We start from the raw sequence: 16,293 nt of genomic DNA on the forward strand, positions 1-16,293 counted from the left end.
AACACATTAAACGCAGTATATTTAAGCTAAATAGGGGGTTAAACGATTGAATCAGCATGACCAAAGTGCAAATCCACCAAGCCTGTTCCGTAATCGCTTTCTGCAGACGATTTTATTATCCAGTGTGCTGCTGCAGATCGGGATCTGGGTGCGTAATTTCGCCATTCTGCTCTATGTTGCGGAGCGGACCAACAATGATCCCTACGCCATTTCGCTGATCAGCGTAGCGGAGTTCGCGCCTATATTTGTATTTTCCTTCATTGGAGGGACCTTTGCCGACCGGTGGCGGCCGAAGTTGACGATGATCTGGTGTGATTCCCTGTCTGCGGTATCGGTGTTCGCCGTTCTGCTCAGCATTCACTTCGGTTCGTGGGAATCCGTGTATCTGGTCGCATTCATCTCGGCCATTCTGTCGCAGTTCTCTCAGCCTTCTAGTATGCGGTTATTCAAGTTCCATGTACCGGAAGAACAATTACAGCAAGGGATGGCGCTCTTCCAATCGCTGATGGCCATCTTCATGGTTCTCGGACCGATGTTAGGCACTTTCGTATACAGCACCTTCGGCCTTGAGATCTCCATCGCTGTAATGGGCGTTGCTTTTCTGCTGTCGGCGCTCGTGCTTATTCGTCTGCCGGAGGATCATATGGAAGCCGGGACAGTTGCGGCGAAAGGGCAATTCCGTAAGGACTTCACCGAAGGCTTCCGGTATGTCTGGCAGAGCCAGGTGCTGCGGATGCTCGGACTTGCGTTTGTACTGGCGGGACTTGCCGTGGGCGCAGCCCAGGCACTGAATCTGTTCATCGTTACAGAGCGGCTTGGCCGAAACAAGGAGTTCCTGCAATACATGCTTATGGTCAACGGTGCAGCCATGTTGATTGGGGGAGGGCTCGTGGCCGCCTTCGCCAAAAAAGTTCCGCCCCAGCTGCTGCTCGCTATGGGGATGCTGGCAGGTGCCGTATGTACCACCATTGTCGGGTTCTCGACAAGTATTCCGCTCACGCTGACCATCCAGTTCCTGAACGGTCTAATGTTCCCTTGCATTCATATCGGGATCAGTACCATGATTCTGAGATGGTCTAATAGCTCGATTGTCGGCCGGGTTAACGGAGTGCTGAATCCGATGTTCGTCGGTATGATGGTGGTATCCATGTCGTTCGCCGGTGCGCTGAAGAGCGCCTTGCCGCTCAGTACCATCTACAGCGGCGCTGGACTCCTATTCCTCCTGGGTGCACTCATGATGTTGCCGATCATGAAGCATAAGGCGCCGGATCAAGCACAGGCTACGCAATAAATAAGAAACAGATCGAACAAAATGGAGGCCCTGAAGAATGCCACAAATATTACTGGTTGAGGATGATCAGGCCATTGCCAGAAACCTCATGCTGCTGCTCCGCTCGGAAGGCTTCACAGTCACTCACGCCGCTACGCGGAGTGAGGCTGTGGCTGTGCTTGGCGGAAATCCCTTTGACCTGGCGCTAATCGATATTGCTTTGCCTGACGGGAACGGCTTTACGGTGTACACGGAGATCAAGGCCACAAGGGAGGTGCCCGTCATCTTCCTGACGGCCTCCGGGGATGAGGCAAGTGTGGTTACCGGGCTGAACATGGGGGCGGACGACTATATTACCAAGCCGTTTCGCCCGCGTGAACTGATTGCGCGGATTGGAACGGCGTTGCGGAAGAGCGGACGGACCGGGTCTGCTTTTGACATCGGCGGGCTTCACGTGGATACGGCAAGCGGTGTTGTAACCCGGCATGGCAAGGAGGTCTACCTCTCAGCTCTGGAATACCGCCTGTTGCTGGTGTTTGTGAACAACCCCGGGAATATTATTACGCGAAGCAGGCTGCTCGACGAACTATGGGACGCAGCAGGCGAATTTGTTAATGACAACACGCTGACTGTGTATATCAAGCGCTTGCGTGAGAAGATCGAGCGTGATCCGGCAAGTCCGCAGATCATTCTGACGGTCCGGGGAACAGGATACCGGCTGGGGTGCAGCGATGCTGCGGAATAAAGAGATCCGGCAGTTCACCCTGCTCTACACCATCATGTCCGCTGCTGCGATTACCATCGGTTTCACCTTACATACGGCAGCGGGACTCCTTGCCACTGGTTGTGCTGTTGCCTTCGGCACAGCATTTTTGCTGTTCACCAAGGCACGGTACAAGAGCATTGCGCGCATCTCCAGCCAGATTGACCGGGTGCTGCATAATGCGGATCATCTATTCATCGCTGATGCGGAAGAAGGCGAGTTATCCATCTTACATAGCGAGATTACCAAAATGACGCAGCGCATCCGGGATCAGAACCGCGAGCTAATCAAGGAAAAGGGCCATCTTGCCGATTCTCTGGCTGACATCGCCCACCAGCTCCGCACCCCGCTTACCTCGGTGAACCTGATTATGACGCTGCTTGCGAATAGTCCTGCGGAAGGGGAGCGGAAAGCTTTTATACGGGAGACTGAGGAGCTGCTGATGCAGATGGATCGGCTGATTACCTCCCTGCTTAAGTTATCCCGTCTGGATGCGGGCATTGTTGTATTTCAAAGCGGGCCTATCGCCGTTAACGACCTGCTCCGCACCGCTGTTCGTCCGTTCCTGATCCAGATGGAGCTGCGCAATGTAGACTTGAGGATAAATTGCCCCTCAGGAGTAGTAATCCAAGGCGATTCGGCCTGGCTCCCGGAAGCGATCCAGAATATCCTCAAGAATTGCCTGGAAAGTGCAGGGGAGAACGGGAAGATAGAGCTGATCTGCACAGACAATCCGCTGTACACCGAGCTTACGGTGCATGACAACGGCCCGGGCTTCAGCAAGGAAGAAATCCCCCGGCTGTTCGACCGGTACTATCGCGGCAGCAACCCTAACCATGCCGGCTACGGAATCGGCCTCGCGCTCTGCAAGCTGATTATTACCCAGCAGGGAGGGAGCATCACCGCACACAATCACCCGCAGGGCGGTGCGCTTTTCAGGCTTCGTTTCCCTAAGTGACGGATCTCTCACCTGAAAGTCACAGAGATGTAAGCTTGCGGCTCTATGATAGGAACAGATCAGGTGAAGGGAGATTTGCAGCATGGAGTTTTTGAGAATTGACAAGCTGAGCAAGGTCTACGGGAAGGGAGATAATCGGGTCACGGCGCTGGACGAGGTGTCGCTGACGATTGAGAAGGGGGAGTTCACGGCAATCATCGGCTCCTCCGGCTCCGGCAAATCCACCTTGCTTCACATCATCGGCGGTGTCGATGTGCCGACAAGCGGCAACGTCTATTTGGACGGACAGGATGTATATGCGCAGAGCAATGACAAGCTGGCGATCTTCCGCAGGCGGCAGGTCGGGCTGATCTACCAGTTCCACAATCTGATTCCCACGCTGGATGTGGTGGAGAATATCACCTTGCCGATTCTGATGGACAAACGCAAGGTCAACGAGGAGCGGCTGAACGATTTGCTTGAGCTGCTGGGGCTGACGGACCGGAGAACGCATCTGCCGAATCAGCTCTCGGGCGGACAGCAGCAGCGGGTATCCATCGGACGCGCGCTGATGAATGCCCCGGCGGTCATGCTGGCGGATGAACCCACCGGCAGTCTGGATAGCCGGAATGGACATGAGATTATCAATCTGCTGAAATTAAGCAATCAGAAGTATAGACAGACCCTGCTCATCGTTACGCATGACGAGAATATTGCCCTCCAGGCAGACCGCATTATCGGCATCTCTGACGGCAAGGTTGTGCGGGACGAACGGGTACGGCCATGAATATTTTCAACAAGGTTACCCTCCAGAGCCTCAAAAAAAGCCAAACGCGGACCATTGTAACGATTATCGGAGTAATCCTATCCACCGCTATGATCACTGCTGTCTCCACCTTCGCTGTGTCCTTGCAGAGTTATATGATCCAGGGTTCCATCGCCAAATACGGCGGTTGGCACATCGGGTTCCCGGCTGTGGATGCTTCCTTCGTGCAGGAACGGGCCCACGATCAGGCCGTATCCCGTACGGCATCCTTTGAGAATATCGGCTACGCGGCACTTAGTGGCGGTAAGAACCCGGATAAACCTTATCTGTTCATTGCAGGCTTTAATGAAGACAAAGCTTCCCCGGACACCTTGCCTGTCACTCTGGTCTCCGGCAGAATGCCGGATAACAGCGGGGAAATTCTAGTCCCGTCACATCTGGCGGCGAACGGCGGGATCAAGCTCGCAGAGGGCGACACGCTCACACTGGTTGTCGGGGACCGGATGAACGGCAACCAGCGGCTGAACCAGCATGATGCTTTTTTTGCGGGGAATCAGCCTGAGAAGGGCGCAGAAGCTTTGGTGCCCCGGGCAGAGCGGACCTACAAGGTTACCGGAATCTACGCAAGACCTGCTTTTGAGGAATCCGCCGCTCCAGGCTATACCCTGATTACCAGAACCGATCCATCAGAGAGGGCGGACAGCTTCAGCTTGTATGTTACTCTGAAGCACCCGCGTGAAGCGAAGGCTTACGCAAGCAGCACCGCCGCAGGCCAATCTTACGTCTACAACGATAATGTGCTGCGCTTCATGGGCGTCTCAAGCGATGGGGTGCTCACCGCTCTGCTGTACACGGTCGGGGGGATTGTAGCTTTTATCATCGTAACCGGTTCGATCTTCATGATCTACAACGCCTTCACCATCTCCTTGAATGAGCGCACACGCCAATTCGGCATTCTCTCATCGGTGGGAGCCACAGCGAAGCAGCTGCGTAACTCTGTGCTGTTCGAAGGTCTGTGTATTGGTGCGGCGGGAATACCGGTTGGCATTATCTTGGGAATAGGCAGCATGGGACTCGTGTTAACGGTCGTATCCAGGAACTTCGGGAATATTCTCTATTCCGGCGTACCGCTAAGCTTGAAGGTGTCCGTTCCGGCCATTGCGTGTGCGGCAGCGCTAAGTATGGTTACGATTCTGATCTCGGCATACATTCCGGCCAGGAAGGCGGCAGGCACTCCCGTGATGGAGAGTATCCGCCAGACGAACGAGGTCAAGATTGAAGCCAAGGCCGTGAAGACGTCCGGGTGGGCGCAGCATATCTACGGTCTCGAAGGCACCCTTGCACTTAAGAATTTCAAAAGAAACAAGAAACGCTACCGCAGCATTGTGCTGTCGCTCATGTTAAGCGTCGTGCTGTTTATATCGGCCAGCGCTTTTGTCACAGATATGAAGCAAATGTCGGAGCAGGCAGTTGCGTTCACCACCTATGATATTGGCTTCGCCACACCATCTATGAAAGACAGTGATATGCTGGCGCTCTACGACAAGCTAAGAACCGCAGACGGGATCTACGACAGCTCTTACCAGACACTCATGAAAGTGACCGGGACAGTCCAGGCAAGCGAGCTCTCGGATGCAGGAAATGATGGAAAAGCAGGAAATGCAGGGAAAACAGGTGCTCCTTCGCCGGGCCGGTCGGATGAGCAGGTAACACTGCCCGTCGATCTGCAGTTTCTGGATGACAAGGCCTATCTGAAGATTCTTGAAGGGTTGGGCTTGTCCGCAGAGGAATATACAGGCTCCAATGCCAAGTTCATCGCCGTTGCCAAATCGGTGAGCCCTGCCGATGATAAACGGTTGAAGGAGGTTGACGAGTTCCGTAATTTGTTCAAGAGTTCATCCTCTACCCTGACCATCGGCCCCGAACCGGAGAGTGGGCAAAAGATAGGGCAGGGACATGACGTAAGGGTTACCTTCGTAGATACCGTGCCGCCGGATACCCTCCCGGTTATGGGAAGCTCCGGCTCCAGTGAACCGTTCTTCTTCCGGGTGATCGCACCTTATTCACTCATCGGCAAGTTTGAGACGGCGGACAGTCCGCCGGCAGTGAAGGGCCTGACCTTTCACTCCAAGCATCCGGCACAGTCGGTAGCGGAGATGGAGAAGACCATTCAGGCTGCACAAATTACGGATGAATATAAGCTGTACAATGTGTATGCGATGATGGATGAGAGCCGCAATACGATATTCATCATCAACGTGTTCGCTTATACCTTCATTATTATGATTTCACTAATTGCAATTGCTAATGTATTCAACACGATCTCGACGAACATCAAGCTGCGCCGCCGGGAGCTGGCGATGCTCCGCTCTGTCGGGATGTCCGACCGCAGTTTCCAGCGGATGATGAATTTCGAGTGTGCCTTTTATGGCATGCGCGCGCTCTTGTTCGGACTTCCCATCGGGCTGGCCTGCTCCTGGCTAATCTACCGGGGCATGCTCATCGGCGGCGCGGACCAGATTGCCTATATCTTCCCCTGGGCCAGCATCGGCATCAGCGTAATCAGCGTGCTCCTGATCGTATTCGTCACCATGCTGTATTCGGTCAGCACAATCAAGCGGGAGAATATCATTGATGCGCTGCGGGATGATATGACTTGATGGAGTGTCAAAGACACAAGCTCCTTACGATAACAGAAACATGAGTCCCTTAAAAGTCGCTATTTAGCGGCTTTTATTGTTATACAAGGCATTAAACCTGTAGTCCAAGCATCGGATAGACCACACTCATGTGCAACTTCATCCCATTTATGACGTCAAATAAGATAGGGTAAAAAAGGAGGGTGCAACTTGAGAAAGCAACATCTTCTGGTCCTTGCAACAGTCCTTTCAGCGATTCTGACGGGATGTACGGGCGGAGACAACAAGGACCAAGCTTTGAATGATCCGGACTCTGTTCATTCCATTGCCGGCCAGAAGGACGACGTCCGATCGCTGGCCATAACAGACCATAACTTCCAGGCGATCCAGCAAATCACGTTTACAAAAACAATCAACAAAAGCTCAGATAATCCTGAAATTCCGGTTGAATATGCAGAGCATGGAACCATAGAAATGATCGTCCGTGCTATCAGAAACGCTGTACAATTACCAGGGATTCTTAATACTGCTGCAGCTGACTATGATATGATTCTGGCTTCAGAACAGGAACAATATGCACTCCAGCTATGGATTAACGAGAGCAGCGAGCAAGCGATGATTATGGACAAGCGTGACACACATACCGGCTTTACGCTTACCAAGGAATCCACTGCCGAGCTGAAGAAGCTGATGTTCACCGAATCAGGCTTCAAAACGCTGAAATTCAATGCAGAGCGGAGCACTACTGGAGATCTTGTGGCTAAGCCGATAGGTCTACCGGAAAATAACTATTCGCTAAGCGGCGGCCCTACAGTTGAGATGAAGGGGGGTATGTATCATACCGTGCAGCTCTTTTACGGGGATCATAACGCTATCAACGCTTTGGTAGCCCATGATTCTTCTACGGATAAGGTGAATGTAGTATGGAGCGATGAACTGCACTCTTCAAATAATGGGTGGAACAATGCTTTTATGAGCAGTTATAATCTGCTGATTCCTTGGGATGAAGAGCATTTGTTATTCCTGGAATCGGAGCTGACCGAGGAAGCGGGGCAATATCACTTGTCTGCTTACAATATAGTTACGGGGGCCACCGAACGGCTCCGGGAAGACTTTTGGCCGCTTACACAAGAATACGATTACATCTACAAGTACCAGTGGAACGCCGATAAGCAGCAGTTGTTCCTGCAGAGTTACCTCGGAAATGTATGGATATTTGATCTGAAGACAGGAGAGGATGATATCCATCTGTTAAAATACCCTGTCATTCCTCATTCGACGACGGGAGCGCCCTCTCTCTTCCTTTCCCCAACCTTTGAGAGGTTTGTGCATGATGATGAGAGCGGACAATTGACATTCTTCAATAACAAAGGTGTTCCGCTCCATGCTGTAGCGCTGAGAGCAGATCAATATGTGCCGTCCGAGAAAATAAAGTGGAACCCGGCGGGAACCATTGCCTGGATGGATCAAGCCGCGAATGAGCATAACCGGGTCCTTGATATCGATATTGATTATTTGAAGATAGCTCCTCAGGAAATTCGATTTTTTGATCCGGACGGTCTCCCCATTGCATCCGTTCAGGCAGAGGAAGGAAGAGAGGCGGCGGTAGAGGTTGCAGGCTGGAAGGATGCTAATATTGCCGTGATGAAATCCTACACTCTAGAGCCTGCGTCCACGGACTATGCAGTGCCACAGGCGAAGGATGTTTATTATTTCCTTTATGATGTGAAGAACAACAAGAAAGGAAGCTTTTCTTCTGAGTCCTTGCCGCCTAATACAACTATTAGAGTGGACCGTCAAGAGGGCGATAACGGGAATAAGGAGAATATTATTGTAAGCCGCAAGGAGATAACCTATAAAGCGAGGAAGTAATCGTTTCTGCTAATCCAGGGTTGACCCTGACGTATACTGGAGGGTTTACAATGGAAGCAGGAGGGATCACAAATGAACAAAACAACATTGCCATCATCGAACATCATAAGCTGTACACCTGCCCGCAGCTGGCTGGCAATTACAGCGCTTGGGTGGCTCGCCATGACGCTGGGACTATTCACGGCTACGGTTGCCGGGAACACCGTCCGGGCCTCCGGCGCAACGGATAACGAAATTGCCGTTGTCCAGGCTTTGACTGCGGCGCTGCTTATTGTGCCCGCGGTCTGTCTCATCCAGCGCCGGTTCCGCCTGACCGCCAGGCTGCTGCCGTTGACACCAGCCGCATTCCTGCATATGCTGGGTGGTGCAGCATCGGCCTTGCTGATGGGGGGACTGGGCTTCATAATTACGGGTGCGCTGGGCTGGACCACCATTATAGCCTGGCATTTCTCTGCGGAGCTGCTGCTGGCTGTAGCCTTCAACACATGTATTGCCTTTCTGTACGAGGCGTTGCCGGAGGAATTGTCAATGAGAGGAATAGTATACAGCGGCCTGCGGCTGCGCCTGCCTGCCTTCGCAGCTTACGGCGCTCAGGTGCTGCTGTTTGTGCTGGTGCCGGTCACTGTGAACCAGCTGCAAGCCTGGAGCGGGCTCGACCGCGGAAGCAGCATTAACGCAGAGTATGTGATTATGCTGTTATGCTATGGCACCATGCTTCAGCTATGGCGCAGCTTGACCGGATCACTGTGGGCTTCCATCGGCTTTCATGTGGCTTATCTGGAAATTGCGCGGTTCGTTATCCTGCAGCAGGACCGGCGCTTGCTGACATACAGCGAGCTGGAGGCTGGGACCGGTCCCGTTGTGATCCAGTTTGGTGTAATCATTATCGGCAGCGCAGGGCTGCTGGCACTGCTTAATCTGTGGCGCCGCCGGCGCCTGCGGTCAGCATCTCAGTAATAAACCATTATCCGGCCATGCCAGTGCCGGATGATTTACTGTGTCCAACCTTCTATATAAGAGGCACTAAAGAAATTAAACAAAAAAGCAAAAGAAGCGGAGGGGAAATTTGGAACTGTAGGAGCGTCAGCGATCGCCCGAAAGCTTTCCGCAGGAAAGCTACCTCGTAAGCATAAGCTGTCACCGGATTTCCACCGCGATTAGCGGTTTAAAATCAAGAAATCTGGGGACAACAGCGGCCGGAAGTCCAAATGTTCACCGCAGTGACGATGGAGCTTCAAGTTCAACTCTTAATTGCATATTATATAGCCAATAATATATCTATTTGGAGGAAAGCCGATGTATACCGTAGGGCAGCTGTCCAAGCTAACCGGTGTGTCTGTCCGCACCCTGCATTATTATGAGAAGCTGGGCCTGCTGGAGCCGGACAGGAATACCGGGAACCAGTACCGCTCTTATAGCGAGAATGAGATTCTACGGCTGCAGAAGATTGCTGTGCTGAAGCAAATGCATTTCAAGCTGAGTGAAATTAAAGTGATTCTCGACAACGGTGAGGTTGCACACCATGATACTGCTGTCTGGAGCCGAGCACTTACGCAGCAGATGGTCTTCGTGAAGCAGGAGCAGGAGAAGCTGCAGGCGGTAGAGCATCTGCTGTTCTCTACCTTGTACGCTATGCGGGCAACCGAACAAGTGAATATTGAGGAGATGCTCGGATTTATCCGTGAGCTTGAACAGCCCCCGCAGGGTCCGCAGCTGCGGCAGCAGGCCTTCACCCCGGAAGAGCTGGAGGTGCTGCCGATTAACGATGTAAGCAATCCGCTCGCTATGGGGTGGTCCGATATTCTCAGGCGTGTCTCCGGACTGCTGGCAGAACCGCCCGATTCTGAAGCGTCGCAGCAACTTGCGGCCTCTATTATAGAATACGCCGATAAGATGTTTGACGGTAATGAGCAGCTGATTCAGAAATATTGGGAGTACATTACACCGCAGGAAGGACAAGCTGCACGGGTGTACGGGATGACAGACGAGGTCATGCAATATATAGATGCAATCATCCGCATTTATTTGGGTGAGGATGATCCCCGGGCTTAATCTGTCGCCCAATCAAGGCAGCAATGGAACGAAGCAGATAGTATAAGGTTCTATAAATAAGCTGAGAAGAGAGAGAGTGCATAAATGCTAAGAATTTTCCGGAGATCGGCTATTGTGCTTGGTTTGATCGTACTGTCGGGATGTTCCGGCGCCTCGGACACGCCATTGTCCGATCAGCCCCCGCCTGAAGCTAAGCGGGAACATACGCAATGTACAGCTCCGGCCCCGAAGTCCAGTGCACCGCCGCAGCCAAATAAGACCAACACGTACTATGTGGCTGTCGATGGAGCTGATAGTAATCAAGGGACCATAGATTCTCCCTGGAAGACGCTTCAGCATGCTGCGGACCTCGCAGAGCCGGGAACCCGTGTCTATATTCGCGGAGGCGTGTACCATCAGAAGCTGCAGATCTCCAAGGGAGGCTCGAAGGATGCCGGTCCTGTCATATTCGCCGGTTATCCGAATGAGAGGGCGGTTCTTGACGGCGAAGGCCTGCCGGTTGACGGGCTGGAGGGGATGGTCGAGATCCATCAGGCCAGCTATGTAACGATTCAGCAACTGGAAATCCGCAATTACAAGACAGCATCCCGTGGCGACATTCCCGCAGGTATCTATATTCACGGTTCAGGGATGGACCTCTCTGTGCTCAATAACCGCATTCATTCCATAGCCAATACGGCCACGCCTGAAGGGGACGGGCTTACCGGGAGGGATGCCCATGGGATTGCCGTGTACGGAACCGAAGCGAAGGAAGCGCTGCAAGGACTGATTATTGATGGCAATGAAGTGTACGATTTGGTGCTTGGCTCAAGTGAGGCGCTGGTTGTGAACGGCAATGTGGATACTTTTGAGATTACGAACAATATCGTTCATGACAGTGACAACATCGGGATCGACCTGATCGGATATGAGGGAACGGTGGGAGACGAGCGGGTCGATCAGGCGCGTAACGGAACGGTCACAGGAAATGTAGTCTACGGGATTTCGTCCAATCTTAATCCGTCTTACGGGAACCCAGTACCGAATGACAGCCATGCGGCAGGCGGAATCTACATCGACGGAGGAAGGTCCATCCGGGTGGAGCAGAACCGCTTATATGACAATGACATAGGCCTTGAGCTTGCTTCCGAACATGAGGGAAGGCTAACCAGTGATATTACGGTCAAAAACAATCTGATCTACCGCAACCGGCTGACCGGCATTGCCATGGGCGGTTATGACGAGGAGCGTGGAGGTACCAGCGATAGTATCATCGAGTCTAATACGCTCTACAAGAACGACCTGCTGGGCGACGGTAACGGCCAATTGTATCTGCAAGCTAACTTAAGGGGTAATGTCATTACCCGCAATATTATCGTAGCAGGTGATTCCGGCGTTATGATCAGCAACGAATATACAAGCAACAGCAATAATACGCTGGACGGCAACCTTTATTATGCAGCAGCAGGTGCAGATCAGGCCTTTTGGGTATGGAAAAAGAAGGAATACCCCGGCTTCGCCTTCTATCAGCGCGGCACGGGGAACGATTCCAGCTCGCAGTTTGCCGATCCGCAGTTCAGGGACACCGCCCGTGATGATTTCCGGCTGAAGCCGGGGTTCCCCGTCCGATAAACGCCTAACTGTGATTCTCCCAGGCATCCCGCTTGCGGTATTCACCCGGCGTTAAGCCGGAGCTGCGCTTGAACGTGCGGATGAACGAGTTCACATTCTGGTAGCCGACCTGAAGTGCGATATCCTGGATGCGCAGGTCGATGTTCGTCAGCAGCTCCTTGGCCCGTTCGATCCGCAGCGTGTTCAGATATTCGCTGAAGTTGATCCCGGTTTTCTCTTTGAAGATGCTCGACAAATACCCCGGAGTCAGATTCAGCTTGTCGGCTACAATGTTCAGATTAATATCCTCCCCGTAATGCTTGTCCAGATACTCTAGTACGAAGCTGATAACCGGATCACGAATCTCCGAGCCATTGCGGATGGCCGCAAGCACCGGAGTGAGCAGTTGGCTCAGCCATTCGCGGTATTGAACGGTGGAATAGAAGGCGGCGAACGGCTCACCGGAGAGCGCAGAGAGAAGCCCCGCTTCAAGCTCCGGCAGATTCTGCTTCATGACTGTTTTGCCTGTCTGCTCTACAACCCCGCGGGCAAATGTCCGGAAATCCTCAGCGGTGGCATCCTTATTCCGAAGCTGCTCCAGTTGACGCTCCACCCAGCCGAAGACTGCTTCTTCGCTGCCGGATTGCAGCAGGTTATGCAGCTCATCCCCGTACGTTACCTTCCTATGGAACGCTTTGGCTGACGAGGCCCGCGGCTCCACAATAATCTGGGTCTCCCGATTTAATCTGCGTTCCTTCAGCAGTACCGTCAGGTTATGGTAAGCATCTGTAAACGGGGTTTCCCCGGAGTATACCGGACTGACTGCAATGGTGAGGTAAAGGGAAGGCTCCTCCGCCAGCAGCTCCTGCAAGGTGCCCAGCACCTGAAGAATGCCGCTCTGCGGACCGGGATCGAAGAGCAGCAGCAAGAGCAGATCCTGCTCCGGCTGCAAAGCAACGTTCTCGGATTCCTCCCCGGTGAACAGGCGCTGAATCAGCTGCCATAATGCCAGTGTATGCTTCTCCGGCTCCTCCGGGAGGCGGGTGAAGCTGAGCTTGAACAGGATGGAGGCATACGGCCGTTCGGAATGCAGCGCATCCTCCAGCTCGCTCAGGCTTGCGTTCAGCGGAATGTTTTTCACCTTATGGGTATACGCATACTGGCGGACCAGCGAATTCTTGTGCGCAAGATCGTTCTGGATGAACCGGTTGTTCTCCATGATCGAGCTCAGGCGGTCGCCGATAATGGCGAACTCCTTGACGCTGCTCACCTTGCCGGGGGCGCTGCCCGATTTGCGGTCGAACGCGGCGATCAGGCGCTGGAGCGGCTGGTTCAGCCGGTAGCTGAACAGGAGGGAGAACAGAAGGCTGACCAGCACCGCAGCAGCGAGCAGAACGGCGAGCAGCAGTCGCATGCCGCGCAGCCCGCTCGCAATGGCGGCAACCTCGGTGACCCGGACGTAGGTGAAGCCGGTCTGCGCCCCTTTTTGATAGAAATAATAGTTGTCCCCGATCCGCTCATGTGAGCTTGTATTACCCGCATACTTCAGAGCCGGCAGTTTCGTCTCCGCTGTGGTGAAGAGCAGACGGTCCTGCGCATCCATTATATAGAAGGGATTCTTGCCGGCATCCCCATAAGCCTTCTCCAGCCGCTGCGGATTCAGCATCACCAGGCCGTATACCTCTTCGTAAGGAATCGCTTTGATCAGCACCGGCATCAGCCGTCCGAGCGGGCGCGTGGAGCTCATCGTTGTCTCTGTGAAGGAGGCGGCAGGCATGACCTTCAGATACTGGTTGTCCATGGTCTGGCCGCGCCAGAAGTCCGCCGTATATTCCTGACTGGAATAATATTTGCCGAACATGTCGCTGGTGCTGCTAAGCCCTTCTTTTTCGAGCACATAATCCTCCGTCTTGAAATACAGAATGAAATTCTCAATATGCAAAAAAGGATTGCCGTACAGCGTCATCAGATCCGACTTCACCTCGTTCACAACATCGTAACGCCGGTTCTCGTTCAGATGGCTGAGAATGCCCAGATTGGCGGTCCACGTATCCGACTGGGTGAGTGCCAGAATCATATTCTGGGTCAGCCGGAAGTGATTCTCATACCCCTCCACCGTCTGCTTGAGCGCCTGTTCATTCTGCCGGACGACCTCCTGATAGACCTTGCCGCTCAAATATAGATGTGAGAACAGATTGAAGGAAGCCAGCAGCAGGATGATGCTCAGGAAGCTGAGCATTAGCTTGACGAACAAGCCGCTAAGGGCAAATTGGCTGGTCAGCAGTCTCTTCATAGGTAGTCCCCCTTCTGGTGCAGCCGCTTTATACATAGTTTTATCCTATCATAGCGGCATAAAGCTGACACGCACAATATGCACTTTTAACGATTTATACGCAGGTATCGGGAAATATGCAGATAAGGCGAAAAGTTATATAACATGCTGATAGCGCTTACCAAACCATTGCGGCTATACTTCGGAGACAAACCCGGGAATCACCGGGGAAGTAAGCTGACATCCAAGCCATCATTAAGAACGTGAGGGGAATGCCTATGGCTCAACCAAGTGCAGTACAAGACAACTTGCGAAAGGAACTGAAGAATCCCTACCGGCGGCAGGGGCGGCTGCTGCGGACCTGGCACCATAACAAAGCGCTATGGCTGCTGTTCCTGCCGTGCCTGCTGTATTATCTGATTTTCCGGTATGCGCCGATGTTTGGCCTCGTCATTACATTTAAGGATTATAATCTGTTCAAAGGGATCTGGGCCAGCGACTGGGTGGGGCTGAAATACTACCGGATGTTTGTGGAGAATCCCGACTTTTGGCCGCTGATGAAGAACACCTTACTGCTGGGCCTGTACAAGCTTGTATTCGGGTTCCCGGCTCCCATCATCCTGGCTATTCTGCTGAACGAGGTGCGCAAGGCAACATTCAAAAAGTTCGTACAGACCGTCAGCTATCTGCCGCATTTCATCTCCAATGTCATTGTGGCGAGCATGGTCATTATGTTCCTGTCGCCGACCGGAGGCCTGATTAACAATCTGCTGGGCACGTTCGGGATTGGACCGGTTAACTTCATGAATGAGCCCGGGTTATTCCGGGGGATCTATGTCCTGTCGGAGATCTGGCAGCATATCGGCTGGGAGACCATCATCTATCTGGCGGCACTGACGGCGATTGACCCGCAGCTCTATGAAGCGGCAGATATGGACGGAGCCAGCCGGATGCGCAAAATATGGCATGTCACGCTGCCTGGCATCTCACCGGCGATTGTCATCACCCTGATTCTGAATATCGGCAAGGTACTGGAGATCGGCTTCGAGAAGGTCTTCCTCATGCAGAATCCGGCGATCTACGATACGGCAGATATCATCAGTACCTATGTCTACCGGGTCGGGATGGAGCAGGGGAATTTCAGCTACGGTGCCTCCATTGACCTGTTCATGGGCATTATCAGCCTGATCTTCATCTATAGTGCCAATTACATCAGCCGCCGTGTCAGCGAGACAAGTCTATGGTAGAAAAGAGGTGTGGTGATGAGATCACCGAAGTTTTCCTGGTTTAACGTGGTCAGCACAGTCTTCCTGCTGGGGGTTGTAGTGATTACGCTCTATCCGTTTCTGCACATGCTTGCGGTATCCCTGAGCAGTGATGTCAATGTCATCAAGAACAACATCTCGTTCTGGCCCAAGGGCTTCAATGTGAATATGTACGAGCTGGTGCTTGGAGACCCGAAGATCTGGACGGCCTATAAAAATACGCTGATCTACACCGTGCTCGGCACCCTGATCTCGCTGGTAGTTACTTCCACAGGAGCCTATGCGCTCTCCCGCCGGGATATGGCGCTGCGGGGAACCTTCACCCTGCTGATCGTCATCACGATGTTCTTCAGCGGTGGAATGATTCCGACCTTCCTCGTCGTCCGCTCCCTGGACATGGTGGATACCGTATGGGGCATGGTGCTGCCGGGCGCGGTCAGTACCTGGAATCTGATTCTGATGCGGACCTTCTTCTCCGGCATTCCCAAGGAGCTGGAGGAATCCGGCCGCATCGACGGGTTGAATGATATCGGCATATTCATGCGGATCATTGTTCCGCTGTCGAAGGCTTCCTTCGCCACGATTGCTTTGTTTTACGCCGTGGGCATGTGGAATAACTTCATCTATCCGCTCCTGTATCTGCGCACCCCGGACCTGTTCCCGCTTCAGGTACTGCTCCGCAATCTGGTGTTGGCCGGAAGCGCAAGCTCGGGGGATGTGACCGGGATCGGGGGAGACAATCAGGTCGTTGAAGAGTCGCTCAAATATGCCACGATCATGGTCTCTACGCTGCCGATTCTCACGGTATATCCGTTTGTTCAGAAGTATTTTGTCAAAGGCGCCATGATTGGCGCGGTGAAAGGCTGA

Annotated in this window: 12 protein-coding genes; 11 read left to right on the plus strand and 1 reads right to left on the minus strand. The window is 53.0% G+C overall.

Annotated elements, in window-relative coordinates:
• The first annotated feature begins 46 nt into the window (after positions 1 to 46).
• From ACFSX3_RS29520 to ACFSX3_RS29560, 9 genes are all read left to right on the plus strand, one after another.
• The gene (locus ACFSX3_RS29520) at positions 47 to 1,291 is read left to right on the plus strand and encodes an MFS transporter (protein WP_209990738.1); all 1,245 of its coding nucleotides are present in this window, start codon (positions 47 to 49) and stop codon (positions 1,289 to 1,291) included.
• Between the two features lie 37 nt (positions 1,292 to 1,328).
• On the plus strand, positions 1,329 to 2,015 hold the full coding sequence (locus ACFSX3_RS29525; protein WP_209990741.1) for a response regulator transcription factor: 687 nt from the start codon (positions 1,329 to 1,331) through the stop codon (positions 2,013 to 2,015).
• The gene (locus tag ACFSX3_RS29530; protein WP_209990746.1) at positions 2,002 to 2,991 is read left to right on the plus strand and encodes a sensor histidine kinase; all 990 of its coding nucleotides are present in this window, start codon (positions 2,002 to 2,004) and stop codon (positions 2,989 to 2,991) included. The genes ACFSX3_RS29525 and ACFSX3_RS29530 overlap by 14 nt, the downstream gene beginning before the upstream one ends.
• A gap of 82 nt (positions 2,992 to 3,073) precedes the next feature.
• On the plus strand, positions 3,074 to 3,757 hold the full coding sequence (locus ACFSX3_RS29535; protein ID WP_209990748.1) for an ABC transporter ATP-binding protein: 684 nt from the start codon (positions 3,074 to 3,076) through the stop codon (positions 3,755 to 3,757).
• Positions 3,754 to 6,396, plus strand: a complete 2,643-nt coding sequence (locus ACFSX3_RS29540) for an ABC transporter permease (protein WP_209990750.1) — start codon at positions 3,754 to 3,756, stop codon at positions 6,394 to 6,396. Before ACFSX3_RS29535 ends, ACFSX3_RS29540 begins: the two co-directional genes overlap by 4 nt.
• Before the next feature lie 189 nt (positions 6,397 to 6,585).
• Positions 6,586 to 8,247, plus strand: coding sequence for a hypothetical protein (locus ACFSX3_RS29545; protein ID WP_209990753.1), 1,662 nt, complete (start codon positions 6,586 to 6,588; stop codon positions 8,245 to 8,247).
• 72 nt (positions 8,248 to 8,319) lie between these two features.
• Positions 8,320 to 9,204: a CPBP family glutamic-type intramembrane protease gene (locus ACFSX3_RS29550; RefSeq protein ID WP_209990755.1), complete on the plus strand. Its 885-nt coding sequence runs from the start codon at positions 8,320 to 8,322 to the stop codon at positions 9,202 to 9,204.
• 339 nt (positions 9,205 to 9,543) lie between these two features.
• Positions 9,544 to 10,299 (plus strand): MerR family transcriptional regulator, encoded by a 756-nt coding sequence (locus ACFSX3_RS29555; protein ID WP_209990756.1) that lies wholly within the window; start codon positions 9,544 to 9,546, stop codon positions 10,297 to 10,299.
• Positions 10,300 to 10,383: 84 nt separating this feature from the next.
• Positions 10,384 to 11,910, plus strand: a complete 1,527-nt coding sequence (locus ACFSX3_RS29560) for a right-handed parallel beta-helix repeat-containing protein (protein ID WP_209990758.1) — start codon at positions 10,384 to 10,386, stop codon at positions 11,908 to 11,910.
• Between the two features lie 4 nt (positions 11,911 to 11,914).
• On the opposite strand, the gene ACFSX3_RS29565 is transcribed toward ACFSX3_RS29560, so the two are convergent.
• A complete protein-coding gene (locus ACFSX3_RS29565; protein WP_209990760.1) occupies positions 11,915 to 14,182 on the minus strand; it encodes a helix-turn-helix transcriptional regulator in 2,268 nt (755 codons plus the stop codon).
• A gap of 257 nt (positions 14,183 to 14,439) precedes the next feature.
• Here ACFSX3_RS29565 and ACFSX3_RS29570 point away from each other — a divergent pair, with 257 nt between their 5' ends.
• Positions 14,440 to 15,408 carry an ABC transporter permease gene (locus ACFSX3_RS29570; protein ID WP_209990762.1) on the plus strand — a complete coding sequence of 323 codons (969 nt, stop codon included), beginning with the start codon at positions 14,440 to 14,442 and terminating at the stop codon, positions 15,406 to 15,408.
• A gap of 15 nt (positions 15,409 to 15,423) precedes the next feature.
• Entirely contained in the window at positions 15,424 to 16,293 is an 870-nt protein-coding gene (locus tag ACFSX3_RS29575) for a carbohydrate ABC transporter permease (RefSeq protein WP_173137343.1), read from the plus strand.

The organism is Paenibacillus rhizoplanae, from assembly GCF_042684125.1.
Lineage (GTDB): Bacteria > Bacillota > Bacilli > Paenibacillales > Paenibacillaceae > Paenibacillus_AQ > Paenibacillus_AQ rhizoplanae.

What these genes read in the sequence shown, in the direction of transcription:
- ACFSX3_RS29540 (WP_209990750.1), top strand. Translation starts at nt 3,754, where the DNA reads ATGAATATTTTCAACAAGGTTACCCTCCAGAGCCTCAAAAAAAGCCAA.
- ACFSX3_RS29560 (WP_209990758.1), top strand. Translation starts at nt 10,384, where the DNA reads ATGCTAAGAATTTTCCGGAGATCGGCTATTGTGCTTGGTTTGATCGTA.
- ACFSX3_RS29550 (WP_209990755.1), top strand. Translation starts at nt 8,320, where the DNA reads ATGAACAAAACAACATTGCCATCATCGAACATCATAAGCTGTACACCT.
- ACFSX3_RS29575 (WP_173137343.1), top strand. Translation starts at nt 15,424, where the DNA reads ATGAGATCACCGAAGTTTTCCTGGTTTAACGTGGTCAGCACAGTCTTC.
- ACFSX3_RS29555 (WP_209990756.1), top strand. Translation starts at nt 9,544, where the DNA reads ATGTATACCGTAGGGCAGCTGTCCAAGCTAACCGGTGTGTCTGTCCGC.
- ACFSX3_RS29525 (WP_209990741.1), top strand. Translation starts at nt 1,329, where the DNA reads ATGCCACAAATATTACTGGTTGAGGATGATCAGGCCATTGCCAGAAAC.
- ACFSX3_RS29530 (WP_209990746.1), top strand. Translation starts at nt 2,002, where the DNA reads ATGCTGCGGAATAAAGAGATCCGGCAGTTCACCCTGCTCTACACCATC.
- ACFSX3_RS29565 (WP_209990760.1), bottom strand. Translation starts at nt 14,182, where the DNA reads ATGAAGAGACTGCTGACCAGCCAATTTGCCCTTAGCGGCTTGTTCGTC.
- ACFSX3_RS29570 (WP_209990762.1), top strand. Translation starts at nt 14,440, where the DNA reads ATGGCTCAACCAAGTGCAGTACAAGACAACTTGCGAAAGGAACTGAAG.
- ACFSX3_RS29535 (WP_209990748.1), top strand. Translation starts at nt 3,074, where the DNA reads ATGGAGTTTTTGAGAATTGACAAGCTGAGCAAGGTCTACGGGAAGGGA.